The following is a 24305-nucleotide window of genomic DNA, read 5'->3' as shown; positions in this document are numbered from 1 at the left end:
TAGATATAAACAAGGAGGAATTAAAACATGAATAATGGATATTTTCAAATTTCGCTGCCGGAAAACGAACCGGTCAAAGGCTATCTCCCGGGATCACCCGAAAAGGCCGCCTTAAAGGCGGAGCTAAAGAGGCAGCTGGCGGAACCGGTTGAAGTGCCGGTGATTATCGGCGGAAAAGAAATCCGCACAGCCAGCAAGGCGCCGATTATCTGCCCTCATGATCACCAGAAACTACTTGGTCAATATTATATAGCCGGTGAACAGGAATTGCTTGAGGCGATTGAAGCGGCTGAGGCCGCCAAAGCAGAATGGGAAAACATGCCCTGGGAGCATCGCGCAACCATCTTCCTGAAAGCCGCGGATTTACTGACCAAAAAATACCGGGCGAAGTTAGCGGCCTCGTGCATGCTGGGCCAAAGCAAGAATGCCTATCAGGCGGAAATTGACGTTATTTGTGAACTGGCCGATTTTCTCCGCTTCAATGCGTATTATGTACAAGAGATATACAAGCAGCAGCCCAACAACTCCGATGGTGTCTGGAACCGTATAGAATACCGGGCGCTGGACGGTTTCGTTGCGGCAATCACGCCATTTAACTTTACGGCAATCGGCGGCAACCTTTCTACAGCTCCGGCAATGGCCGGCAATACTGTGTTATGGAAGCCGTCATCAACCGCGGTGCTGTCCAACTACTATTTTATGCAAATTCTTATTGAAGCCGGTTTGCCGGCGGGCGTCATCAATTTTCTGCCTTGCCGGGGCGTTGATTTCGGTAAAACCGTCATCAGCCATCCGCAAATGGCAGGCTTCCACTTTACCGGCTCGACCGGCGTATTTAATGGAATCTGGAATCAAGTCGGCCAAAACATTGATCAATATGTTACTTATCCCCGGCTTGTGGGCGAGACTGGCGGAAAAGATTTTATCTTTGCCCATGCATCGGCGGATATTGAAGCCCTGACCTGCGCAATGGTGCTTGGCGCTTTTGAATATCAGGGGCAGAAATGCTCTGCGGCATCCCGCGCCTATATCCCGGAAAGCTTGTGGGGCAAAGTTAAAGCGCGCCTTGAAGCGGAAACCGGTAAGATCAAAATGGGCGATGTATGTGATTTTACCAATCTGGTGAATGCCGTTATTGACCGGAATTCCTTCAACAAAATTCAAAGCTATATTGAATTTGCCAGGGAATCCAAAGATGCTGAAATCATCATTGGCGGCAAATGCGACGACAGTAAAGGCTTCTTTGTGGAACCTACGGTAATTTTAGCAAAGACGCCTGACTTTAAGACAATGGTAGAAGAAATATTTGGACCGGTGCTCACCGTTTATGTCTATCCGGATGATGCGCTTGAAGCAACATTAACAGCGTGTGATACGGCGACAATCTATGGCTTGACCGGTTCCGTATTTGCCCAGGACAGGGCGGCGGTCATCAAAATAGCAAAAGCATTGGAGCATGCGGCCGGTAATTTTTATATCAATGACAAACCTACCGGAGCGGTGGTCGGACAGCAGCCGTTTGGCGGAAGCCGGGCTTCGGGCACAAACGATAAAGCCGGCAGCGCCATCAACTTAACCCGCTGGATGAGCCAGCGGGCAATCAAAGAGACCTTGCTGCCCCGTACCGGGGTCAGCTATCCGTATATGACAGAAGAATAATCTGAGGTACTAAGTTGCATCTCCGGACTGTTTTTTGCCCGGAGATGCAACTTTTTATTGAAGCAGGGAATACAAGGCCAATATTTTTTTATGTTAAGGATAAGCTATTAGAGGAAAATTATGTTTATTCGCGAATATTATCCATATCATGGAGGGTTTTACTATGGGTATCGCACAAAATTTAACCGAAGTCAGGCGAAATATTGATTTGGCAATGAACCGCGCTGCTGTCCGGCCTGCCGGTGATGAATTCAAGCTGATCGCGGTAACGAAAAACCAGGGAATTGATGAAATGCGCCAGGCGATTGATCATGGAATAACCGCTGTGGGGGAAAACCGGGTGCAGGAGGTTTTGGGCAAGCTGCCGGAATTGAAGCGTACTGTTGAATGGCACCTTATTGGTCACCTTCAGACCAATAAGGTGCGGCAAATCGTGCCGTTTGCCGACCTGATCCATTCTGTTGACAGCCGGCGGGTGGCTTTGGAGATCAGCCGGGTCGCCGGCAAGCTGGGTAAATGCCAGGATATTCTTATTCAGGTTAATGCCGCCGGTGAACCCGGCAAATTTGGGATCGCACCGGAGGATACCCTGGCATTGGCTCAGGATATCAGTTCACTAGAGCATGTTCGGCTTTGCGGGTTGATGACCATAGCGCCGCAGGTTGCAGACCCTGAACTGGTTAGGCCGGTTTTTCGTAATTTATACCGTTTGTTTATGGAACTGGCGGCAATCAGGCTTGATCATACCGATATGAAATGGTTGTCCATGGGGATGACCGGCGATTATATAACAGCAGTGGAAGAAGGCGCCAATATGGTGCGGGTTGGTACTGGCATATTTGGGGCGCGTCAATATTAACAGGGAGGAAACAGCAATGAAATTCATGGAAAAAGTATGGGGCAGTTTAGGTCTGTTCGAGCAGGTTGAACCCGAAGCGGGACAACAGGTTAAGCCTGATGAAGCGCCTGAGCCCAAAAGCCGCAAAGCAAATAATCTGGTCAATCTGCCGACAGCGGTTGCCTCAAAACAAATTAAGGTAATGGTGGTTGAGCCGTTTTCGTTCGATGACGCCCAGCATGTGGCTGATCATTTGAAAAACCGTAAGCCTGTTGTTGTTAACTTTGAAAACACCGACAAAGAAGTTGCCAAACGGATGATTGATTTCATTAGCGGCACGGCTTATGCTCTGAGCGGTTCAATTCAGAAGGTCGGCAATCATATTTTTCTGTGTGCGCCGACCAATGTTGACGTTTCTTATAGTTCACAGGAGGAAGGCATGGATAAAGCTTTTATGCCCTGGGCGCAAAAGTAGACAGCAGGAGGAATCATGTTGCAAGAAAAGAAAATTGGCTTTATTGGCGGCGGGGCCATGGCTGAGGCCCTGCTTCGCGGAATGATCAATACGGGGCTGATTCAGCCTCAGCAAATTATAGTAAGTGATATTATTGCCGAAAGACGCGATTATTTAGCGCAGGCTTATGCAGTTTCAACCACCGGGGAGATTCATGCGGCGGCAAAGAATACGGATATTCTTTTTCTTGCGGTAAAACCGCAGGTGGTTAAAGCGGTAATGGAGCAATTGAGTGGGCAGGTAGCCACAACAACCATTGTTGTTTCTATTGTGGCGGGGCTGACCTTAGCCGCATTGCAGGCCAAATTTCCCGGGTGCGCCGTTATCCGGGTTATGCCGAACACCCCGATTGCCGTTGGCGCCGGCATGTCGGCTTTGGCTTTGGGCAAGCTGGCCACAAAACAGGACAGTGATTTGATTTCCCGGATTTTCTCCTCGGCCGGTACCGCAGTAACTGTGGGAGAAGAACTAATGGATGCCGTGACCGGTCTGTCGGGCAGCGGTCCTGCTTATGGCTTCGTTATGATTGACGCTTTAGCCGACGCCGGGGTAAGTGTCGGTTTGTCGCGCCAAACCGCACTGGTACTGGCGGCTCAGACACTGCTGGGAGCCGCGAAAATGGTGCTGGAAACCGGAGAACATCCTGCAAAATTGCGGGATATGGTAACCTCGCCCGGCGGTACGGCGATTACCGGAATTCACGTTTTAGAGCAGAACGGGCTGCGGGCCGCGTTAATTGATGCGGTAAAGGCAGCGACGAAACGGTCGCAGGAGATGGGGAAAAAATAAGATGAGTGACCGGGACAAAATACTGCGTTATTACCGGTCCAGCGGCGATGAGCATACTGCAGCCAGGCTGCTGGATGCGGCTGACGGGGTAATGCGCAGTCGTAAAAATAAGGTTGTGGAGTTTGTTGATCCCTATGGCTATACCATTGCCGAGACTGTAGCCGCTCACTATGACCAGATAGAACTGCAGGCCAGCGGCGGCTATGCCGGCGCTGAGCGGCAAAGGATCGCTTTTGTCCACCGTGACTTCCGGGGAACAACGGATTTTATGTTGGCCGCGCTTTCGCTTGCCTGGGACGCGCGCTATTATCATCTGTCTCACCGGGACGTGCTGGGGGCGGCGCTGGGCTTAGGGCTCAAGCGGGAGCTGCTTGGCGATATCATAATGCTTGGTGATCGTGCGCAGCTTGTAGCGGATGCCGCCATCGTTGAATATATGGCAAAAAATATGACGCAAATTGGAGCAGCGGCTGTTACGGCGGTTCCAATACCCCTAACGGAAATTGCGCCGCGGGAAGAGAAGCTGAAAGAACTGAAAACGACAGTGGCTTCACTGCGTCTGGATGTCATTGCCGCCGCCGGCTTTGGCGTGTCCCGCAGCAGAATGGCTGACGAAATTGCCGCAGAAAAGGTTAAAGTCAACTGGCAGCAGGCCAGGAGCAGCTCGCAAGCGGTTAAGCAGGGCGATGTTATTTCCATGCGCGGCCGGGGCCGGGTTGAACTATGCGAGATCTTCGGCCAGACGAAAAAAGGCCGGACGAGTATTTTATTAAAGCGGTTTATTTAACCGAGAAAGGGTGCCGGTATGCTTACGCCTTTAGATATTCATAATAAAGAATTCAAACGAGGTTTTCGCGGGTATAACGAGGATGATGTCGACGAATTTTTAGATCTGGTGGTAAAAGATTATGAGCAATTATACCGGGAAAATGGGGATTTAAAAGAAACCATTGACCGGCTCAACAGCAAACTTGAGCATTTCCAGCATATCGAAAATACCTTGCACAATACGCTGGTGATCGCTCAGGAAACCGCTGAGGATGTAAAATTTAACGCCAAAAAAGAAACTGAACTCATGATTAAAGAAGCTGAGGTCAATGCCCAAAGACTGGTCGATGAAGCGGCGGGCAAAGTTCGCCGCATGACTGCCGAGTATGAAGAACTGCAAAAGCAGGTGCAGATCTACCGGACCAGGATGAGGACGCTGGTGCAAGCCCAGCTGGAGATGTTGAAATCGTCGGAAGAAGATGATGAGCACGAATGATGGTTACGACCGGACTGGCGATTCAACAGCTCCCGGACGGCGTATCAATGAAAGTCCGGGTGCAGCCGCGGGCCAGCCGTAATAAAATTGCCGGAATGTATGCCGACCGGCTTAAGGTGGTACTGACGTCGCCGCCTGTTGACGGCGAGGCCAACCAGGCCTGTATTGACTTTTTCGCCAAGCTGTTTGCCATGCCCAAAAACGGCGTCAGTATACTTGCCGGACATAAAAGCCGTAATAAGACGATTAAACTCTGCGGACTTGATCAAGCTGCCGTACTGGCAAAGCTGCAAGCCATAGCTGACGGTTAAGATTAGTTGCAATTTGACTAAGCAGGGCTAATTTTGTATAATACGTTTAAGTAATGATTATAGGTGATTGGTAATGATGAAGAAAGTAGTCATAGCAATTTTGTCAGCGAGCTAGGGGGCGGTGTGAGCCTAGTCAAATAACTTGACGAAAATCACTTCTGAACTGCTGGCCGAACTGGTACCGTGTCAGGACAGACGCAGTGTCTGGTGTAGATCCAGCCGTTTGACAAGCGTTAATTGTCAATGAAGTGACCTGATGGTCATTAGGGTGGTACCACGGGAAATAACCTCTCGTCCCTTTGGGATAGGATGGTTATTTTTATTTTTGGAGGTGTTATTTTGGATTATAGTAAGACGCTGAATCTGCCAAATACTGATTTTCCAATGCGCGGAAATCTACCGGAGCGGGAGCCGCAAATACTTGAATTTTGGCGGAATAACCAAATTTATGCGCAGAGAGCGGCTCGTAACAAGGGCCGGAAAAAATTTATTTTACATGATGGTCCTCCCTATGCCAATGGCAATATTCATTTAGGGACAGCTTTAAATAAAATTCTGAAAGATATTATTGTAAAATATAAATCGTTGACAGGCTATGATGCTCCCTATGTTCCGGGGTGGGATACCCACGGCTTGCCGATCGAGCATGCCGCAATAAAAATTCTGGGACTTAACCGGCATGAGCTGGATCCGCTGGACTTGCGGCGCGAGTGCAAGCAATACGCCTTAAAATGCCTGGATATGCAGCGTGAGGATTTTAAGCGGCTGGGTGTTAACGGCGATTGGGAACATCCCTACATTACTTTAACTCCGGACTATGAAGCCCAGCAAATCGGCGTATTTGGTGAAATGGCCAAAAAAGGCTATATTTATAAAGGGTTAAAGACCGTTTATTGGTGCACCTCCTGTGAAACAGCGCTGGCTGAGGCCGAAATTGAATACGCCGAAAAGAAGTCTCATACCATTTTTGTTAAATTTCCTTTGATTGATGATAAAGGCTGTTTACCGGAGGGAATCAGTCCGGACAATGTTTTTGCCGTTATCTGGACAACCACTCCCTGGACGTTGCCGGCCAATGTTGCCATTGCCATCCATCCGGACCTGAACTATGCCTGGGTGGAGGCCAATGGTGAGGTCTATCTCCTGGCCGAGGGCCTGATTGCAGCGGTTGTCAAGGAAAATGGCCTGGAAAACGTAAATGTGCTGGCAACTGCCAAAGGAACTGAACTGGCGGGAATGGTTTTTGCACATCCGTTTATCGAACGCGAGTCGGTGCTTGTTTTAGCCGATTATGTCACTTTGGAACAAGGTACCGGCTGCGTACACACTGCACCGGGACACGGGGAGGAAGACTTTGAAACCGGGATGAGGAATGGGCTGCCCATCATCAGTCCGGTAGACGGCGCCGGTAAATTTACCAAGGAAGGCGGGAAGTTTGCCGGACTAACTGTTCACGACGCCAATGTGCCGATCATTAAGGAATTAGCTGAGCGGTCCATGCTGTTAGGCAAAAGTTCAATCAGGCATCAGTATGCGCACTGCTGGCGCTGCAAAAGTCCGGTTATTTACCGGGCGACCGAGCAGTGGTTTGCATCCATCGACGGATTCAGGCAGGAGGCTTTGCGGGCAATCGCCGATACCCGCTGGATTCCGGGCTGGGGTGAAGACCGTATCCGCAATATGGTTGCCGATCGTCATGACTGGTGCATTTCCCGTCAACGGGTATGGGGAGTGCCTATTCCGATTTTTTACTGCACAAGCTGCAACGAGCATATCATTAATGACACTACCATCGGTATTGTCCAGGAGTTATTTAAACAATACGGTTCAGATATCTGGTGGGCGAAAAGCGCAGCCGAAATTCTGCCGCCTGACTTTACTTGTCCGCATTGCGGGCAAAAAGAATTCCGCAAAGAAAGCGACATTATGGATGTATGGTTTGACAGCGGCTCCAGCCATGCTTCAGTCCTTGAGCAGCGCGAGGAGCTTAACTGGCCGGCTGACCTATACCTGGAAGGCAGTGATCAGCACCGCGGCTGGTTCCAGTCGTCGCTGTTAACTTCAGTTGCAACGAAAGGCAGAGCGCCGTACGAGGCAGTTTTAACCCACGGTTTCGTTGTGGATGGCGACGGCCGGAAGATGTCAAAATCAATTGGCAATGTGATCTTACCGCCGGATGTCATCAAAAAATATGGCGCGGATATCCTGCGCTTGTGGGTGGCCTCCGCCGATTATCAGGCTGATATCCGTATTTCCAATGATATTCTCAAACAAATGTCTGAGGTCTACCGGAAAATCCGCAATACCTTTCGCTATATTTTAGGCAACATCCATGATTTTCAGCCGCAAAAGGACAAGGTCGCTTACGCGGATCTGCCGGAAATTGACCGTTGGGCCCTGTTGCGGCTGGAACAAGTACGGGAACGGGTGAGTAAAGCCTATGAAAGTTATGAGTTTCATTTGCTGTACCATACCATTCACAATTTCTGCGCAATTGATCTAAGCGCAATTTATCTTGATATTTTGAAAGACAGGGTCTATACCTCCTTGCCGGATTCAGTCGAACGCCGGGCTGCTCAAACGGTCATGTATGAAATTCTGAAAACCTTGGTAACACTGGTTGCTCCGGTATTGACCTTTTCGGCTGAAGAGGTCTGGCAGTACATGCCAAAAGAAGCAGGCATGCCGGAAAGCGTACAATTAGCCGAGTGGCCGGCTGCTCATACCGAGTATCTGGATACCGGCCTTGAGGCCAAGTGGAATAAAATCCTGGCAATGCGCGGCGAAATTACCAAAGCGCTGGAAGCGGCCAGACGGAATAAGGTCATCGGCCATTCGCTGGATGCGACAATTGATATCTATGCCGGTGAATCGGAATACGCTTTGCTGGATTTGATCCGGCAAGAATTATCTACCATCTTAATCGTTTCCCAGGCCAATATCATTAAAGGTGTTGCCGCAGCTCCCGGTAAAGCCTATCAAGCCGAAGAACTGGAACTGGCGGTAACCGTTGCTCCGGCCACAGGCGGAAAATGCGAGCGTTGCTGGACTTTCAGCAATACGGTTGGCGTGCAACGTGAACATGATACCTTATGTGAACGCTGCGCGGCGGTAGTTGCAAAGCTTTAGAAACATATATGGCCGCCAATAAGGCGTGATTGGACTTCGTCTAAGACTTTCTGAGAATATCTGTCAACCGCATAGCTTTTACCAGTCAGGGGCTGCCTCAATTTTCGAGACAGCCCCCATTTGTTTGCGTCAAAACAAAAGACAGTCCCCGGTAACAGATCATCATTCAAATATTTGTTGACGTTATACCTGGTATATTTTATAATAAAATACCGACGGTAGGAATCTATTGATTCTGACAGGTAAGAAACGGAGTGTAATAATTGACTAAAAAACTTCCCAAGACACAACGGATGGCAGAGATTCTAGAAGCGGCGGTTACCGAATTTTTGGTAAAAGGGTACGAGGGAGCTTCCATGCAGGCAATTGCCGACCGCGCGGGCCTGACAAAAGGCGGACTATATTATCACTACAAAAGCAAGGATGAAATTTTACTGGCCGCCAACGGCAAATACTTTGAGCCGATACTGGGCTTTATCCATAAAGCCGAAACCATGTCGTGTCCAGTGGAAGGCTTACGCTATTTTATCGCTGTTTATCTGCAATACTGGGCAAGTCATCCCCGGGAAATGACGTATATTTTATTGTCCTTGTCCAAGATTCTGACTTGTGCCGATATGTGGCCGCTCATCAATACATACAGCAGCGATATGATTTCCTTTTATGAACGGCTATTCGCCAGGGGGATAAGCCAAGGCCAGTTCCGGGAGCACCGGCCGCGCAGTCAGGCCACAGCCCTCTTTGCAGCTTTGGATGGAGCCGCGCCCTATCTGTTGATCAGCCGGCAACTGACTGCTGAAGGTGTGGCAAAAGACCTGGAGGATACCTTTATTACTGCACTGCTTAGTCACGCCTGAAAAGTTCCAGGCGAAATGAAAACGGAGGATATTATGCTTGCAAAATGGCTGTCAGGGTTAATGGATGCTAATTTGCCGCAGCCCCGGGCCGGAGCTGCGGCGGTTGAAATGACAGAGGTACGTAAGACCTATCTTACCGGCGCCGGTGAATTTGAGGCATTAAAAGGCGTCAATATGTCGGTGGTTGCGGGCGAGTTTGTCGCCGTTGTGGGCAAATCCGGCAGCGGCAAGTCGACGTTAATCAATATGATCACCGGTATTGACCGGCCTACCGGCGGTGAGGTCTGGGTGGCAGGCATGCCGGTACATACCCTGACGGAAAACCAAATTGCCGTCTGGCGGGGACGAACGGTAGGGGTGGTATTTCAATTTTTCCAACTACTGCCTACGCTGACTGTACTGGAAAATGTTATGCTGCCCATGGATTTTTGCAGCATGTACGCCCAGACCGAAAGGCCGGCAAGAGCACTGAAACTGCTGGACCTGGTGGGCGTGCGGGAACAGGCGCACAAGTTGCCGGCCAATTTGTCCGGGGGTCAGCAGCAGCGGGTGGCTATTGCAAGGTCCTTGGCGAATGACCCGCCGCTTTTGGTAGCCGATGAGCCGACAGGCAATCTGGATAGTCGCACAGCCACCGCCGTTATTGATTTTTTTAAACAATTGGCCGCCGACGGCAAAACTATCCTCATGGTGACTCATGATAATGATTTGGCCCGCCGCAGCGGCCGAATTGTTACCGTTTACGACGGTCAGATATTATCGGCCGGGAATACGGAGCGTGACGGCAGTGTTTAGTTATACGCTTATTAGGCCGCGGTGGCGCAAAGTGCTGGCCGACTTGTGGGGCAATAAGCTACGGACCCTGCTGGTGGTGTTGTCAATCACGGTGGGCGTGTTTGCGGTCGGCATGGTTTACAGCGCTTATCTGATGTTTGAACGGGATCTGGATGCAAGCTGGCGTTCGGCGGCTCCGGCCAGCGCCAGTCTGTATGCGGATCCCTTTGACGAGGAGCTGGTTGAAAGTGTTCGCAGCCTGCGCGGCGTGAAAGAGGCTGAAGGCCGCCGCAATGTCGACCTGCGGGTGCAAACTGCCGCCGGGGAATGGGGGCAGATGTTTCTGACCGCCATTCCTGATTATGCCAAACAAAAGGTCAATATCGTTAAAAGTCAGACGGGGGCCTGGCCGCCGGGGGATGGTGATGTTTTGCTGGAACGTTCTTCGCTGGCCGAACTTGGCGCAGCTACAGGCGGCAGCATTCAGGTGGAAACCTCAACCGGCCGCAAGCGTACGCTGAAAGTTACCGGCACGGTGTATGATCCCAGTCAGATCCCCAGTATGTTCAGCGGCCGCTCTTACGGTTATATCAATATGGACACCCTGGAAAAGCTGGACGAAGAACGCCGGCTGGACCAGGTGAACTTTGTTGTTGCGTCCTGGGTGCTTAAGGGCAAGGAAACGGCGCCGATTGAGGCCGTTGGCCGGCGGGCCTGGAGCAAGCTGGAACAAGGCGACACCACGGTGTTCTGGCTGCAGGTCAACAAACCGGGCGAGCATCAGATGCAGAGCATCATTAATGCCTTGGTTATGCTGCTGACCGTGCTGGGAGTATTGTCGCTATTATTAGGCACCTTTTTGCTGGTGAATACGGTATCGGCTATTTTGACGCAGCAGGTCCGGCAGGTCGGAATCATGAAGGCCATCGGTGCCAGGCGGGACCAAATTCTAAGAATGTATCTGACTTTGGTTGGCGCTTACGGCATACTGGCGCTGCTGGTTGCCGCTCCGCTGGGAGCGCTGGCGGCCAGTGCGGTAACCGGTTTTATGGCCCAGGTTTTTAACTTTGATTCCGGCGGGTTGGAACTGCCGTCCAAAGTGCTTATGCTGGAAGCCGCCGCCGCAGTGGCAGTACCGGTTTTGGCCGCCATTTGGCCGGTGTGGCGGGGGACCGGCATTACGGTCCGGGAGGCAATCAGCGATTACGGTATTGGCAGTACGGACAGCAAAGGCCGCCTGGACCGCTGGGTCGACCGACTGCTGGAAAAGGCAGAGTGCCTGTCCCGGCCTATTTTGCTTTCCTTAAGGAATACCTTTCGCCGAAAATGGCGACTGGCTCTTACCTTGCTAACAATGACTGTGGCCGGGACCGTATTCATGGCGGTATTCAGCGTTCGCGCGTCCCTCTACTCTACTCTGGATGACGCTCTTGATTATTTTCAATACGACATTTCGGTGGGATTTACCGAAAACTACCGGGCGGCCCGGATCGAGCATGAGGTTCTTCGTGTTCCCGGTGTTAAAGCAGCTGAATCCTGGGGCTTCACTTCCGGCCGGATACTACAGAGCGAACGCAAAGAAGCGGAGGATGACGCCAGTAAAAACGTGTTTATTCTGGCGCCGCCGGTCGGAACAAAGATGATTCAGCCCAAAATGATTGCGGGACGCTGGCTGGTGCCGGAGGATGAAAGCGCTCTTGTCGTTAATACGGAGGTTTTAAAGGACAGTCCCCAGCTTACGGTCGGCAGTCCTGCAGTCATCAAGATAGGCACCCGCAAACTGAAGTTTACTGTGGTTGGCATTGCCAAAAGCACACTGACCGGACCGCTGGTATTTGCGCCATATCCCTGGTTTACCGGCGCCATCCAGGAGGCCGGCGGGGCCAGATCCGTCCAGATTGCAGCCCGGTCGGACAATCCCCGGGAACAAACCGAGTTGGGCAGAAAGCTGGAAGAGCACCTGAAAAAGAACAATTTGCGGGTGCAAAATGTTGATGTTACCTGGGAACAGAAGCAGCGTATCCGTTCCCAGTTTGATATACTGACGGTATTTTTGCTGATTATGGCCATCCTGTTGGCAATCGTGGGCGCTTTAGGACTGATGGGCACCATGGGCATTAATGTACTGGAGCGGACCAGGGAAATTGGCATTATGCGGGCCATTGGCGCATCCAGCAGCGCGATTGGCAGAATTATTGTTGTGGAAGCAATATGCATCGGTGTCTTAAGCTGGCTGTTAGGTGTACTGCTAGCCTTGCCGGCAGCTGCTTTGCTCAGTTATCAGGTCGGCGTCATGTTTCTGCAAAATCCGCTGACATTTTCGTTCAGCTTTTTGGGAGTTGGAATCTGGCTGCTGCTTTCGGCCTTGCTTTCGGTAGCGGCCAGCCTGATTCCGGCCCGCAATGCGGCCAAACTTAGTGTGCGGGAGGTATTAGGCTATGAATAAAGGGAACGGAGTAGATAGAATGGAGACAGAACGGTTGAGAACAGGCCTGCTCTGGCTTAAGCGACATTGGTTATTGACCTTGAGTATTCTGATCATCCTATGCACTGGCGGTTGGTGGCTCGCGTCCGGGGGGCAGGGAGATAAGGCGGAGATCCCTCCGGTAAAAGCCGATACCCGGGTGCTGGCTGAGGGAATTGTTTTTCCTGTCCGCTATGCGCAAATGGTTATGCCTGTCGAAGGCACGATCGGTGAGGTATTGGTAGAGGAAGGAGATCTGGTGGAAGCCGGCCAGCCAATCATCCGGCTGATCCGGCAGGATTATCAGGCGCGGGTTGGCAGTACCCGCGCCGATATCAGCCGCGCTGCCGCCGCAGTAGAGCAAGCCAGGGTCAACCTGGCCGATACCGAACGGGAACTTAGGCGGCAGCAACGCCTGGAAACTGCCGGGGCTACCTCCCGGCAGCAGGTTGATCAAGCTAACACTGCAGTGGACAGAAACCGGGCGGTTCTGACCCAGTCCCAGGCCGAGTTGCAAACACAGGAAGCCCGGCTTGCCGAGGCTGAGGGGCTGCTTGATAAAACGGAAATAAAAGCAGCCATAAGCGGCAAAATAGCTTTTCTTGATATCAAAGTCGGGGAGCATTCCTCTGCCGGTACCGTATTGGTACGCATCGCCGACGAAAGCGCCTGGGAAATCCGCAGTGATGACCTGACTGAGCTAACTGTCGCCAGAGTAAAAACAGGCGATCCGGTTGCGTTGACATTTGACGGCATTCCCGACCTGGAAATTTCGGGCAAGGTAAAAAGCATCAGACCATACGGTGAAAAAAAACGCGGCGATATCACTTATACCGTTACCGTTGCGCCTGAACATTGGGACGAGCGAATACGCTGGAATATGACGGCGCAGCTTGCCATTGCGCCCTTCGGTGTAGCCGACACTAAACCGCGCTAATCCCCCAGCTTGCACAGCAAGGCGTGTCAAGGGGACGGGGTTATTGACACACTGCACCCTGTCAAAGGGGATGTAGTGTGTCGACAACCCCGTCCCCTTGACATGCGTCCCCTTGACATGCCCTTGACATGTTTTCTGCGAAAGCGGGTAGAAGGGAAAACTGCTGATGTCGGGGAATATAGAGCGATCATAACAAAAAAAATCCCCATAGAAATATGAAAAGCAGGATTATTGATCCGTCAAATTGAAAGAGTAATCAGAAGGTCGTAAGGTTCTTGATAAAAAGTTGACCAAATGAGAACTTCCGTGTCCAAGTCATGGGCCATTCGCTGGACACGACCGGCGACATCGTTGCCGATAAAGCGCGGTATACGAGCGTTACTGGGATTTCAGCGATACGGCTGAAACATCGTGTACATGACACCTTAAGTAAACGTTGCGCCGCAGTTGGTTGTTAAGCGTAAAAAATATGTCCGCCATTTAGGCGTGACAACTTCTCCTTCAGCGTCGAATGGAGAAGTTGTCTCCCCAGTTTGACGTTTGTCTGTACAAAGGGACTGTGTGAAAACATGGTCCCTTTGCGTATAACCAAGCCAGCTGTCGGCTCCAGAGCAGGGTGGTTTCACCAAAGGTACGGGCTGGGGGGAGACCAAGGCCAGCTCAGAAGGACTGCGTTTAGGTTTTGTGGTATGATATTAGCAAAACAATAACAACAATAAGGCTACAAGCATCGCCGCTGCCGGCCGGCTGCTGCCAGACTTTTTTACCTGCAAGTTAAGGAGGGGAAGCTGATGAGCGCAGCAATGGCGCATATTTTTCATCTACAAAAATTTTCCGTTCACGACGGGCCCGGCATCCGTACAACTGTTTTTTTTAAAGGCTGTCCGTTGCGGTGCCTGTGGTGTCATAATCCGGAAAGCCAGAAGTTTGACCGCCAATTGCTGTATGACAGCGCCGCCTGTACCGGCTGCAGGCATTGTGTCCAGGTTTGCCCGACGCAGGCGATAACCGGCAGTTCAGGAACCACCGATCTGTCGCAATGCAGCGCCTGCGGTGCGTGCATTGATGCGTGCTTTACCGGTGCGCGGAATATTGCCGGGCGGTTTGCCGACGTTGCCGGGCTGTTGGCGGAGATTGAGAAAGATACTGTTTTTTATGAGCAGTCCGGCGGCGGCGTAACTTTTTCCGGCGGTGAGCCGTGCTGTCAGATTGAAGTACTGGAAGAACTGGCCCGGGCTTGCCATTTTCGGGACATTCATGTAACCATTGACACTTGCGGGCATGTTCCCTTTAGCTCTTTCGAACGTCTGCTGGGCATTACCGACTTGTTTTTGTATGATCTTAAGCACCTTGATCCGGCTGTTCATCAGCAGTATACCGGTCAGGACAATGCGCTCATTCTTGCTAATCTGCGCCGTCTGTCGGCGGCAGGCGCTAAGATTCATTTGCGGCTACCGCTCGTTGCCGGGGTGAATGACGATGATCCACATATTCAGGCGGTTATTGCCTTTGCCCGGACTTTACATATTACTCAGGTAAGCCTGTTGCCGTATCACCGTACCGGGAATGACAAATATCAGCGGCTGGGCTGGTCCTGTCCGGCTTTGTCGGCACCGGACCCGGAACGTCTCAATGAAATCAAGCGGTGCTTTTCGTCAGCCGCTTTTGACGTTGGCATCGGCGGCTAAAGAGGAGAAAAAAGGAGTGGTGATAAATGAATGAACGGATTGAAAAACTGAGAAACGAAAGCTTACAGGCAACACCGCATTTGTCCATTGAACGGGCTGCGTTGCTGACCGAGGCATATCGTCAATATGCGGGAACTGTTGAGACTCCAATTTTACGGGCTCTGGTTTTCAAGCATATCCTGGAAAACAAACATCTCTGGCTGGGAGAGGGCGAACTTATCGTCGGTGAAAAAGGGGAACAACCGCAATGGGCCCCCTCGTTTCCCGAGCTATGCTGCCATACCATGACGGACCTGACTGTCATGGATCAACGGGAGAAAATTTTCTTCCGGGTTCCCGAAGCCGCCCGTCAGATTCAGGCAGAGCAGATCATTCCTTATTGGCAGGAGCGCTCAATGCGCAAAAAGATTTTTGATCAGATGACTGATGAATGGAAAGCTTGTTACGAAAGCGGGATATTCACTGAGTTTATGGAGCAGCGGGGACCGGGCCATACGGTAGGCGGCGGTAAAATGTATCAAAAAGGATTTTTGGAAATCAAGACCGAGATTCAAGCGGCCATTGACGGTCTGGATTTTTTTAGTGATGCCCAGGCTTATGAGAAAAAGGTCGAATTGGAGGCCATGAGCATTTGTTGTGATGCGGTGATTGCTTACGGCAAGCGGTATGCCCGGTATGCCCGCAGTCTGGCCGCTGAACAAAAGGATGCGGGACGCCGGGCCGAACTGCTGCTGATTGCGGACAATTGCGATGTAGTGCCGGGCCACGCTCCGCAAACCTTTCACCAGGCATTGCAGATGTATTGGTTTGTCCATATTGGTGTAACCACCGAGATCAACCCCTGGGATGCCTTCAGCCCCGGCCGTCTGGATCAGCATATCTACCCATTTTACCGACAGGATATTGAGCGCGGAGTTCTTAGCCGTGATCAGGCGAAAGAATTATTGCAATGCTTCTGGATTAAGTTTAATAATCAGCCGGCTCCGCCGAAAGTCGGCATTACGTTAAAGGAAAGCGGCACTTACACCGACTTTGTCAATATTAATACCGGCGGCATTCATCCGGAAGGGATGAACGGCGTAAATGAGGTATCGTACTTAATTCTGGAAACGATGGATGAGTTGAAATTATTGCAGCCCAGCTCCAATGTCCAAATCAGCAAAAAGACCCCGCAGGCGTTTATTAAAAAAGCCTGCGAGATTTCCCGCAAAGGCTGGGGACAGCCGGCTTTTTACAATACCGAATCCATTATTCAGGAACTGCTGAATGCCGGCAAAAGCCTGGCTGACGCCCGGCAGGGCGGAGCCAGCGGTTGTGTGGAAACCGGAGCGTTTGGTCATGAAGCCTATATTTTGACAGGGTATCTTAACCTGCCGAAAATTCTGGCCTTGACTTTAGCGAATGGCTATGATAAAGTCAGCGGGCGGCAGCTGGGGCCACAGACCGGGGAGGCAGCTGCATTTGAGACTTTTCAGGATTTTTTTACTGCTTACCGACAGCAGCTTGATTATTTTGTCAATGTCAAAATTAAAGGCAATCATGTCATTGAACGCCTGTACGCCACCCATATGCCGGTGCCGTTCCTGTCGCTGGTCATTGATGATTGTATCGCGAACGGCCGTGATTACAATGCCGGCGGTGCCCGCTACAACACCAGTTATATTCAGGGTGTGGGTATTGGTACTTTAACCGACAGTCTGGCGGCCATCAAATATCATATTTACGGAAAAAAGAGTTTTACGATGACTGAGCTTCTCGCGGCGCTGGATGCAAACTTTACCGGGTATGACAGGCTCCACCATTTGGTTCGGGAAAATTCACCTAGATACGGCAATGACGACGATTATGCCGATGGAACAATGAAGATCGCTTTTCAGGCCTTTTACGATGCCGTCACCGGCCGGCCTAATGCCAGAGGCGGACAATACCGCATTGATATGCTGCCTACGACCTGCCATGTATATTTTGGCTCGGTGCTCGGCGCCACTCCTAACGGGCGTTTAGCCCAAAAGCCTGTATCGGAGGGGATTTCACCGGATAAAGGAGCCGATCGCCTCGGACCGACTGCCGTAATTAAATCAGCTGCTAAAATGGATCATTTGCAAACCGGCGGTACGCTGCTGAATCAGAAATTTACGCCTGCGGTGGTAGCCGGTGACCGCGGCCTGGAAAACATGGTTTCGTTGATTCGTTCCTATTTTAGCCTTGACGGGCACCACATTCAATTTAACGTCATTGACCGCCAGACTTTGCTGGCGGCGCAGCAGTATCCCGCAGAGTATAAAGACCTGATTGTCCGGGTTGCCGGCTACAGCGATCATTTTCACAATCTCAGCAAAGAACTCCAGGATGAAATCATTGAACGTACGGAACAATCATTTAGCTAAACCCAATCAGGCGTGCCGCAAAGTGTTTTGGTTAAAATGCACCAGGCGACACGCCTTTTTGCGCGTCTCTGCCAGAGCTAAGATCCCTGCTCTTTTGATTTGCAGGCCAGTTTGAAGCGCCAGTTTTCAGCTTATGAAAGGCTGCATCATAATTTGTCCACAGCCGGTTTATTTTTGGTATAGTGGAGATAATAGCAAATGGAGGAATGGCAATGGAAAAACCGACAAAAGATGATTTTATTGCAAGTCAGGCCCAGCGGCTGGCCAATCATCTGGAAGCAATGCGGATTGCCGAGTATGTTGATTTACTGCAGCGGCCGGCGCGGTTGATTTTCATCAATTTTGTAGCCGGCCTGGCCCGCGGCCTGGGAATAGCGATTGGAGCCACGTTAATCTTCGCTGTACTCGTTGATCTTTTGCGCCGTATGATTGTATTAAACATTCCGGGCATTGGCAATTTTATTGCTGATATTGTGCAAATTGTCGAAATGAAAAATGGTAAGTTTTAGCTTGAAAATGTAAAGGAGTGATCTGGAGTGACTAAGGATATCTTTGCGTGTATGCGGGAAAGTCAGGCGGTACGTACGTTTAAGCAAGACGACATACCAGAAGCTGATTTGACCAGAATTATCGAAGCCGCCTGCTGGGCGCCCAGCGCTGGAAATTTGCAGCCCTGGTATTTCTATGTAGTTAAAAATGAGCGGGTTAAAGCGGCAATTGCCGAGGTTTGTTTTGAACAGGAGCAGATTGAAGCAGCGCCGGTTTGTGTGGTCATTATGGCCGACCCGGCCAAATCCAATGATCAGTATGGCGAGCGGGGCGCCCAGTTATATTGTCTGCAGGATACGGCCGCCGCCGCCGAAAATATGATATTGGCGGCCGATGCCCTGGAAATTGGCAGCTGCTGGGTGGGAGCGTTTGATGAACGAAAGGTTCAGCAGGCGGTTGAAGCCCCGCCGCGCTTAAGAGCGGTGGCAATTATTTGTTTAGGTTACAGCAATGAGCAGGGGCGGGATGGCAAAGAACGTTACCGGGTGGCGGAAGTAACTAAAATTATTCACTAGGAGGATTATTTTTGAATAGTGAAACTCTGCATAAATTTCAATATAGGCTTGCACAGGAACAAGAAAGGCTGTCAGCGCAAATAGTCCGGCTGGAGGAGGGCGGACTGGGCGAGTCCCTGCCTGACTCCCTAAGTGAATTGTCGGTTTATGATAATCATCCCGCCGACATCGGCGATGAGTTATTTGAACGCAGCAAGGATATTGCCCTGCGGGACAATGAACGTATTTTACTGGCCGATGTGAAAGCGGCGCTAGCTAAAATTGACGATAAGAGTTATGGCTGTTGTGAGAACTGCGGCAAAAGCATTTCCTTGGAGCGGCTGGAGGCCATCCCCTGGGCCAGACAGTGCCTGCGCTGTCAGCAAGCGCTGGAAAGCAATGAGGTCTCATTGGAACGCCTCCTGGAAGAAGAAAATCTGGAACCGCCGTTTAAACGTACTTTTCTGGATGAGAGCGATAGCGCCGGGTTTGACGGGGAAGATTCGCTGCAGGCCGTTTTACGTTATGGCAGCTCCGATTCACCGCAGGATATCCCCGGCGCTCGCGATTACAAAGAACTGTTTCCCAATCATCATGAACACCAGGGAATTGTTGAAACAACAGACGCCATACCGGCCTCTGCGCATTCTTTCAGTTCGCGTAAAGCAAAAAAAGCCGAGCGGTAATGGCTCGGCTTTTTCTTGCCAATGACAGTTTACTTAAATATAATTTGGTAATAAAAAACAATGTTGGGAGGTGCGCCGATGTCCCAACCAGCAAGCAGGATTGGCATTATAATGAAAATAGGGGCGATGCTTGTCCTGGCCGCCGCTTTTTTTTTCCTGCCGGGGGCGAGAAAATTTATGCTTACCGGAATAAGTTTTCTTCAACAGTGTAATTTTCATGAACTAAGAGGTTTTATCCTTGATTATGGGGCCTGGGCTCCACTCACCAGCATTGCATTAATGTCCCTGCAGTCCCTGGTGCCGTTTGTTCCCGGTCTGGTGATCACTGTCGCCAACGCCTGGATATTTGGCTGGCACTATGGCGCTGTTTATTCCTGGATTGGCGCTCTTATCGGCGCTTTGCTGGATTTTTGCATCGCCAGATGGTATGGCCGGCCATTGGTGGAGCGTATAATAAAAAAGACTTATCTCCGGCTGGTTGACAGTTATTTGCAAAAACATGGCGTAGTAGCTATTCTCATTAGCCGGATCATTCCGGTAATCCCTTTTAAGATGATCAGTTTTGGCGCAGGGCTAACGGTTATCCCGGTGCGTCAGTTTGTTATAGCTACAGCAACAGGACAGATTCCAGGGATTGTTTTATATTCTATTTTGGGACAAAATCTGCTGAATAATGCCTATGCAATGCTGGTCGCCACCGGGTTATTGCTTGGCGTTGCCGCTTTGGTTTATTATTACCGGGTCCGGCTGGAAAACTATTTTATGCATGGCGGGCAGTCCTGAGAGAAGGCGGGAAGCGGGCAATTTTTGCTGCGCTTCTTTACGTTTCGGTCAATTTTAGGTATGATAGATAGTATGATTATGGTAAAAGAATAGGAGCGAGCAGGATTGCCGATATTAATACTGGTTTTGGCTGTAGTTGCGGTAGATCAGTTGTCCAAGTTTTATGTTCAGTCCAAAATGACTCTGGGCCTCTCTTTGCCGGTTGTTGATAATATATTCCATATTACCTATATTTTGAATCCGGGCGCCGCTTTTGGCATTCTGGAACACCAAACAGTCTTTTTTATTGCCATTGCTGTCTTGATGCTGGCGGCGGTGCTCTACGTTTATCCCCGTCTTCCCCAAGGCAGCCCTGTGCTGCGTTTAGGCATTGGCCTGATGGCGGGCGGGGCGGCCGGCAATGTTATTGACCGGATCAGAACCGGCTATGTTGTTGATTTTCTTGATTTCAGGGTTTGGCCGGTCTTTAATATTGCCGATATGGCTATCGTTGGCGGTGTTGGTTTAATTATTTTTGCCTTATACTATTTACCAGAGAAAAAGGATGGCTGTAATGACTGAAAAGAATGATTATGTTTTTCTGGCTGAAGACTGTCCGGGAGAACGGGTTGATGCATTTCTAGCGCGGCAGCTGGCAGGATTGTCCCGTTCTCACATTCAAAAACTGATTGCTGATGCTTGCGTCAGTGTTAACGGCCGTTTCATCAAGGCCAATTATAAATTGCAGCAGGCGGATCGTGTTGCGATTGCTATTCCGGCGGCCAGGCCTGTGGAAATTGCCGCCGAGCCAATTCCGTTAGCTGTTTTATATGAGGATGCGGCGGTCATTGTTGTCAATAAACCGCGGGGAATGGTTGTACATCCGGCTGCCGGCAATTACAACGGCACCCTGGTGAATGCCCTGCTGGGGCATTGCGGGGACTTGTCGGGGATTAACGGCGAATTGCGGCCGGGAATTGTGCACCGTTTAGATAAAGACACATCAGGCGTAATGGTGGCTGCGAAAAATGATGCGGCGCATGTCAGTCTTGCCAGGCAAATTAAAGACCGGTCGGCAAGCCGCAAATATATAGCTATTGTCCATGGCAATGTGAAAGCAGAACAGGGTGTCATTGATGCGCCAATCGGCCGCCGTCCAACTGACCGGAAAAGGATGGCCGTCGTTTTTACGAACAGCAAAAACGCCGTAACCCGATTCAAGGTTCTGGAACGGTTCGGCCAATATACCGTCATTGCCTGCAGGCTGCAAACCGGCCGTACTCACCAAATCCGGGTGCATATGCAGTATATCGGCCATCCGGTGGTCGGCGATCCTAAGTACGGACCGGACAAACCGCATTTTTCAATGAAAGGACAGGCCTTGCATTCGGAAGAGTTAAAGTTTATTCATCCGGTGACCAAAGAGGAAATGGTGTTCACAGCGCCGCTGCCTGCGGATATGCAGGCCGTGATTGAGCGGCTCAGAGCAGATAAATAAATAGGGGTGAGGAATAATGCCGGTTTTAGTGGAAAAGACAACGATTATGGATGCGCAGGCCATCAAGCGGGCTTTTACCAGGATTGCCCATGAAATCATTGAGAAGAACAAAGGGGTAAAGGATATTATTCTGGTGGGAATCAGAACGCGGGGCGTGCCTTTAGCCGAAAATCTGGCCCGGGAAATCGAACAAATTGAAGGGATAAGCCTGCCGGTGGGGATTCTTGATATCACCCTGTACCGGGATGATTTATCGACTTTAAGCTATCAGCCAATTGTTCATCAGACTGAAATCCCGGTAGACGTAAACGGAAAAAAAGTCGTATTGGTGGATGATGTCCTGTATACCGGCCGGACCGTCCGGGCCGCGCTGGATGCGCTCATGGATATCGGCCGCCCCAAGGCTATCCAGCTGGCGGTGTTGGTGGACCGGGGCCATCGGGAACTGCCCGTTCGCGCCGATTATGTCGGTAAAAATGTGCCGACTTCCAGCAAGGAAGTCGTAAGTGTACAGCTGCTCGCTGTGGATAAAATAGAAAAAGTTGTAATAAAAGAAATGAAAGACCAGGCTGAGAACTAAAGCTCAGCCTGGTTTCTAACTGTTGACAAAAGGGCTCTTTTGGGGAAGAATATGCTATAATTAACGTAACAGCCTGTCGGGCTGGCGTGCTACCAACACGTCAGTCCTTTTCTTATAGTATACCCATGATTGTAAATATGCAACCGGTCAAGAAATTCCCGGCCGTTACGCCAGCCTGCGCCGGACGCCGGACGGCAGACCGCCCGCTCCGGTCCCCGGCGATTCAAGCAATGCAGGCGTGATCGTCACCGCTTCTGTTTTCAGCTCTTTGCGGCTAATTGCCGCTTTTTTCCTGCTGCAATAACTGTTCAATATATGCCTCATCCGGCGTTACATACAATGTTTTCTGAGCGGAGTAAATAACAAAGCCCGGTTTTGCGCCGGACGGCTTCTTGACATTGCGCCGTTTGGTATAATCCACAGGCGCGTTGGCGGAAGTGCGGGCTTTGCTGAAATAGGCGGCAAGCTGAGCGCCGAGGGCTAACGTGTCAGCAGACGGATGCTGGCGTCCTGTCCGCAGTATGACATGAGAGCCGGGGAAATCCTTGGTATGCAGCCAGATGTCGTCAAGCTGCGCCTGTTTAAAGGTTATTTCATCATTTTGATAATTGTTCTTGCCGATGAGTATTTCCGTGCCGTCAGGAGCGGTTAGTTTCAGCGGTCGCGAAGGCCGGATAGCTGAACGGCGTTTGGGGGATTTACTGATATAGCCGGCGGCAGTCAGTTCACTGCGAATATCCGCCACCTCAGCCGAGCGGTCAGCGTTTTCCAGCGCAATTTCAACACTGGCCAAATACTGCAGTTCCTGTCTGGTTCGGCTGATTTGTTCTTCCAGGGAAGTCTGCGCCCGTTTTAACTTATGATATTTTGTATAGTAGCGCCTGGCGTTTTCGAGTAAGGAAATCGAAGGATCGAGAACGATTGTGACCGTGGTTTGATCCGGCTGGGAGCTGTATAAGTCGTTCAGGGTGATTTCGTCTAAAGTATCGCCAGGACGGGAATACAAATTCGCCATCAAAATGTCGCCTAATTTACGGTATTTATCCGCTTTGGCGGCTTCGGCCAATTCCTCGCTGATCGCTGTCAGCTTTTTCTCCAGTTTGGTCAGTTCGGTTGCCACCAGTTTGGTGAGGGCATCTTTTTCCGGCGGCGTGTACTTTAGCGCCAGTTTGCCGGCAAATTCAAGCGCGGCGCTCATGGTGGCAAACTCCGTACTGCTGTATTGGGCTAAGTGCTCCAGCCGGAAGGCGGCAATAGCAAGCAGGCGGTTGTCGGGCCCGGTTACAACCGTAGGAAGTATCAGCCCTTGCTGTAAGGGCGTGACGATACTGTCAACCGCCTCGGCCAGGGATAATACATCTGCCGGGGTCAAGGTTTCAACAGCGATACCGGCCGGAAGTCCGGCCCGCCAGGCCAGCTCCCTGGCAGTCAGCGGGCCAATGCCCTGGCCGGTATTGACAATCGCTTTAGCCAGCTGGCCGGTTTGCGAGGCCTTGACTTTTTCGGCGAAAGCGCCTGACGAAAGCTGCATGATATTTACTTTATTCTGACCGGGCGGCAAACAAAACCGCCGGCCTGGGGAAACTTGCCGGACACGGCTGGTTTCCTGGCCAATTCGACGGATGGCGTCAATAATGGTATCGTTTTGCACCAGGATGACATTGCTATGCTTGCCCATAAGCTCAACGACCAGGGTTTTGCTGATGATTGCTCCCTGAGGACCCCGGGTATCAACGGTGATAAATATGATGCGGTCAAGTGTATGCTGCGCAATACCGGCAATGCGCCCATCTTCCAGGTGCTTGCGCAGTACCATGCAAAAAACCGGCGGTGCGGCCGGATTTTCCATCGACTGGCTGCTTAGATTAAGGTAAGGCTGGGCAGCGTTTATCGTGATATTCAACCGGAAGGTTTCGCCAGGCTGTCTAATCCAAATCATGATCGTGTTTTTGTTGGGCTGAAATATTTTATCAATTCTTCCCCCGGCCAGCTGCCGGTTTAATTCCAGCGCCAGGGGAGACATTGAAAAACCGTCAAGGCTCATGGTATCCTCCAGTGGTTGCGATTTTTTATCAGTATATCATTATGCCTGGGAACGGTCAAACGAGGTCTAATTAACCTTGGA

The 24305-nt window shown here is 50.8% G+C and carries 23 protein-coding genes and 1 other annotated feature; of the genes, 21 read left to right on the top strand and 2 right to left on the bottom strand.

The annotated features are described in order from the left end of the window. Nucleotides 1-27: 27 nt before the first annotated feature. The 21 genes from pruA to pyrR all read left to right on the top strand — a co-directional run bounded on the left by pruA (nucleotide 28) and on the right by pyrR (nucleotide 22180). Complete coding sequence (gene pruA / locus BLR06_RS02920; RefSeq protein WP_092068101.1) at nucleotides 28-1659, top strand: L-glutamate gamma-semialdehyde dehydrogenase; 1632 nt, start codon at nucleotides 28-30, stop codon at nucleotides 1657-1659. Between the two features lie 163 nt (nucleotides 1660-1822). Beyond that, complete coding sequence (locus BLR06_RS02915; protein ID WP_092068099.1) at nucleotides 1823-2518, top strand: YggS family pyridoxal phosphate-dependent enzyme; 696 nt, start codon at nucleotides 1823-1825, stop codon at nucleotides 2516-2518. A gap of 16 nt (nucleotides 2519-2534) precedes the next feature. Then, nucleotides 2535-2972, top strand: coding sequence for a cell division protein SepF (locus tag BLR06_RS02910; RefSeq protein ID WP_092068097.1), 438 nt, complete (start codon nucleotides 2535-2537; stop codon nucleotides 2970-2972). A 15-nt stretch (nucleotides 2973-2987) separates the two neighbouring features. Continuing rightward, nucleotides 2988-3800, top strand: a complete 813-nt coding sequence (gene proC, locus BLR06_RS02905) for a pyrroline-5-carboxylate reductase (protein WP_092068095.1) — start codon at nucleotides 2988-2990, stop codon at nucleotides 3798-3800. Nucleotide 3801: 1 nt separating this feature from the next. Next, nucleotides 3802-4587, top strand: coding sequence for a YlmH family RNA-binding protein (locus tag BLR06_RS02900; RefSeq protein ID WP_092068093.1), 786 nt, complete (start codon nucleotides 3802-3804; stop codon nucleotides 4585-4587). An 18-nt stretch (nucleotides 4588-4605) separates the two neighbouring features. Then, nucleotides 4606-5064, top strand: a complete 459-nt coding sequence (locus BLR06_RS02895; protein ID WP_092068091.1) for a DivIVA domain-containing protein — start codon at nucleotides 4606-4608, stop codon at nucleotides 5062-5064. Then, a complete protein-coding gene (locus BLR06_RS02890; protein ID WP_245697996.1) occupies nucleotides 5061-5375 on the top strand; it encodes a DUF167 domain-containing protein in 315 nt (104 codons plus the stop codon). Before BLR06_RS02895 ends, BLR06_RS02890 begins: the two co-directional genes overlap by 4 nt. A 64-nt stretch (nucleotides 5376-5439) precedes the next feature. After that, nucleotides 5440-5677 (top strand) — a binding site (T-box leader). Between the two features lie 37 nt (nucleotides 5678-5714). Continuing rightward, the gene (gene ileS / locus BLR06_RS02885) at nucleotides 5715-8504 is read left to right on the top strand and encodes an isoleucine--tRNA ligase (protein ID WP_092068089.1); all 2790 of its coding nucleotides are present in this window, start codon (nucleotides 5715-5717) and stop codon (nucleotides 8502-8504) included. A 263-nt stretch (nucleotides 8505-8767) separates the two neighbouring features. Continuing rightward, nucleotides 8768-9361, top strand: coding sequence for a TetR/AcrR family transcriptional regulator (locus BLR06_RS02880; protein WP_092068087.1), 594 nt, complete (start codon nucleotides 8768-8770; stop codon nucleotides 9359-9361). Between the two features lie 33 nt (nucleotides 9362-9394). Further along, nucleotides 9395-10156: an ABC transporter ATP-binding protein gene (locus tag BLR06_RS02875; protein ID WP_092068085.1), complete on the top strand. Its 762-nt coding sequence runs from the start codon at nucleotides 9395-9397 to the stop codon at nucleotides 10154-10156. Next, the gene (locus tag BLR06_RS02870; protein ID WP_092068083.1) at nucleotides 10149-12581 is read left to right on the top strand and encodes an ABC transporter permease; all 2433 of its coding nucleotides are present in this window, start codon (nucleotides 10149-10151) and stop codon (nucleotides 12579-12581) included. Before BLR06_RS02875 ends, BLR06_RS02870 begins: the two co-directional genes overlap by 8 nt. Beyond that, nucleotides 12574-13536 (top strand): efflux RND transporter periplasmic adaptor subunit, encoded by a 963-nt coding sequence (locus tag BLR06_RS02865; RefSeq protein ID WP_245697995.1) that lies wholly within the window; start codon nucleotides 12574-12576, stop codon nucleotides 13534-13536. The genes BLR06_RS02870 and BLR06_RS02865 overlap by 8 nt, the downstream gene beginning before the upstream one ends. A gap of 791 nt (nucleotides 13537-14327) precedes the next feature. After that, nucleotides 14328-15224 carry a glycyl-radical enzyme activating protein gene (locus BLR06_RS02860; RefSeq protein WP_092068081.1) on the top strand — a complete coding sequence of 299 codons (897 nt, stop codon included), beginning with the start codon at nucleotides 14328-14330 and terminating at the stop codon, nucleotides 15222-15224. A 26-nt stretch (nucleotides 15225-15250) separates the two neighbouring features. Next, nucleotides 15251-17611: a trans-4-hydroxy-L-proline dehydratase gene (hypD, locus tag BLR06_RS02855; RefSeq protein ID WP_092068079.1), complete on the top strand. Its 2361-nt coding sequence runs from the start codon at nucleotides 15251-15253 to the stop codon at nucleotides 17609-17611. A 212-nt stretch (nucleotides 17612-17823) separates the two neighbouring features. Beyond that, nucleotides 17824-18120 carry a DUF5665 domain-containing protein gene (locus tag BLR06_RS02850; protein ID WP_092068077.1) on the top strand — a complete coding sequence of 99 codons (297 nt, stop codon included), beginning with the start codon at nucleotides 17824-17826 and terminating at the stop codon, nucleotides 18118-18120. Nucleotides 18121-18147: 27 nt separating this feature from the next. Then, complete coding sequence (locus tag BLR06_RS02845; protein ID WP_092068075.1) at nucleotides 18148-18675, top strand: nitroreductase family protein; 528 nt, start codon at nucleotides 18148-18150, stop codon at nucleotides 18673-18675. Nucleotides 18676-18686: 11 nt separating this feature from the next. Next, nucleotides 18687-19340: a TraR/DksA C4-type zinc finger protein gene (locus BLR06_RS02840; RefSeq protein ID WP_092068073.1), complete on the top strand. Its 654-nt coding sequence runs from the start codon at nucleotides 18687-18689 to the stop codon at nucleotides 19338-19340. Nucleotides 19341-19418: 78 nt separating this feature from the next. Beyond that, nucleotides 19419-20123: a TVP38/TMEM64 family protein gene (locus tag BLR06_RS02835; RefSeq protein WP_092068071.1), complete on the top strand. Its 705-nt coding sequence runs from the start codon at nucleotides 19419-19421 to the stop codon at nucleotides 20121-20123. A 105-nt stretch (nucleotides 20124-20228) separates the two neighbouring features. Next, nucleotides 20229-20684 carry a signal peptidase II gene (gene lspA / locus BLR06_RS02830; RefSeq protein WP_092068069.1) on the top strand — a complete coding sequence of 152 codons (456 nt, stop codon included), beginning with the start codon at nucleotides 20229-20231 and terminating at the stop codon, nucleotides 20682-20684. Beyond that, entirely contained in the window at nucleotides 20677-21600 is a 924-nt protein-coding gene (locus tag BLR06_RS02825) for an RluA family pseudouridine synthase (RefSeq protein WP_422699800.1), read from the top strand. Before lspA ends, BLR06_RS02825 begins: the two co-directional genes overlap by 8 nt. 16 nt (nucleotides 21601-21616) lie before the next feature. Next, nucleotides 21617-22180 carry a bifunctional pyr operon transcriptional regulator/uracil phosphoribosyltransferase PyrR gene (gene pyrR, locus BLR06_RS02820; RefSeq protein ID WP_092068065.1) on the top strand — a complete coding sequence of 188 codons (564 nt, stop codon included), beginning with the start codon at nucleotides 21617-21619 and terminating at the stop codon, nucleotides 22178-22180. 165 nt (nucleotides 22181-22345) lie between these two features. On the opposite strand, the gene BLR06_RS19390 is transcribed toward pyrR, so the two are convergent. Together BLR06_RS19390 and BLR06_RS02815 are read right to left on the bottom strand one after the other, a co-directional pair. Beyond that, nucleotides 22346-22492, bottom strand: a complete 147-nt coding sequence (locus BLR06_RS19390) for a hypothetical protein (RefSeq protein WP_173812554.1) — start codon at nucleotides 22490-22492, stop codon at nucleotides 22346-22348. After that, entirely contained in the window at nucleotides 22455-24224 is a 1770-nt protein-coding gene (locus BLR06_RS02815) for an Rqc2 family fibronectin-binding protein (RefSeq protein ID WP_092068063.1), read from the bottom strand. The genes BLR06_RS19390 and BLR06_RS02815 overlap by 38 nt, the downstream gene beginning before the upstream one ends. Nucleotides 24225-24305: the final 81 nt, after the last annotated feature.

Source organism: Dendrosporobacter quercicolus (genome assembly GCF_900104455.1).
Lineage (GTDB): Bacteria > Bacillota > Negativicutes > DSM-1736 > Dendrosporobacteraceae > Dendrosporobacter > Dendrosporobacter quercicolus.
The sequence above is the reverse complement of the archived record's forward strand: the minus strand, read 5'-3'. Positions and strand labels throughout refer to the sequence as shown.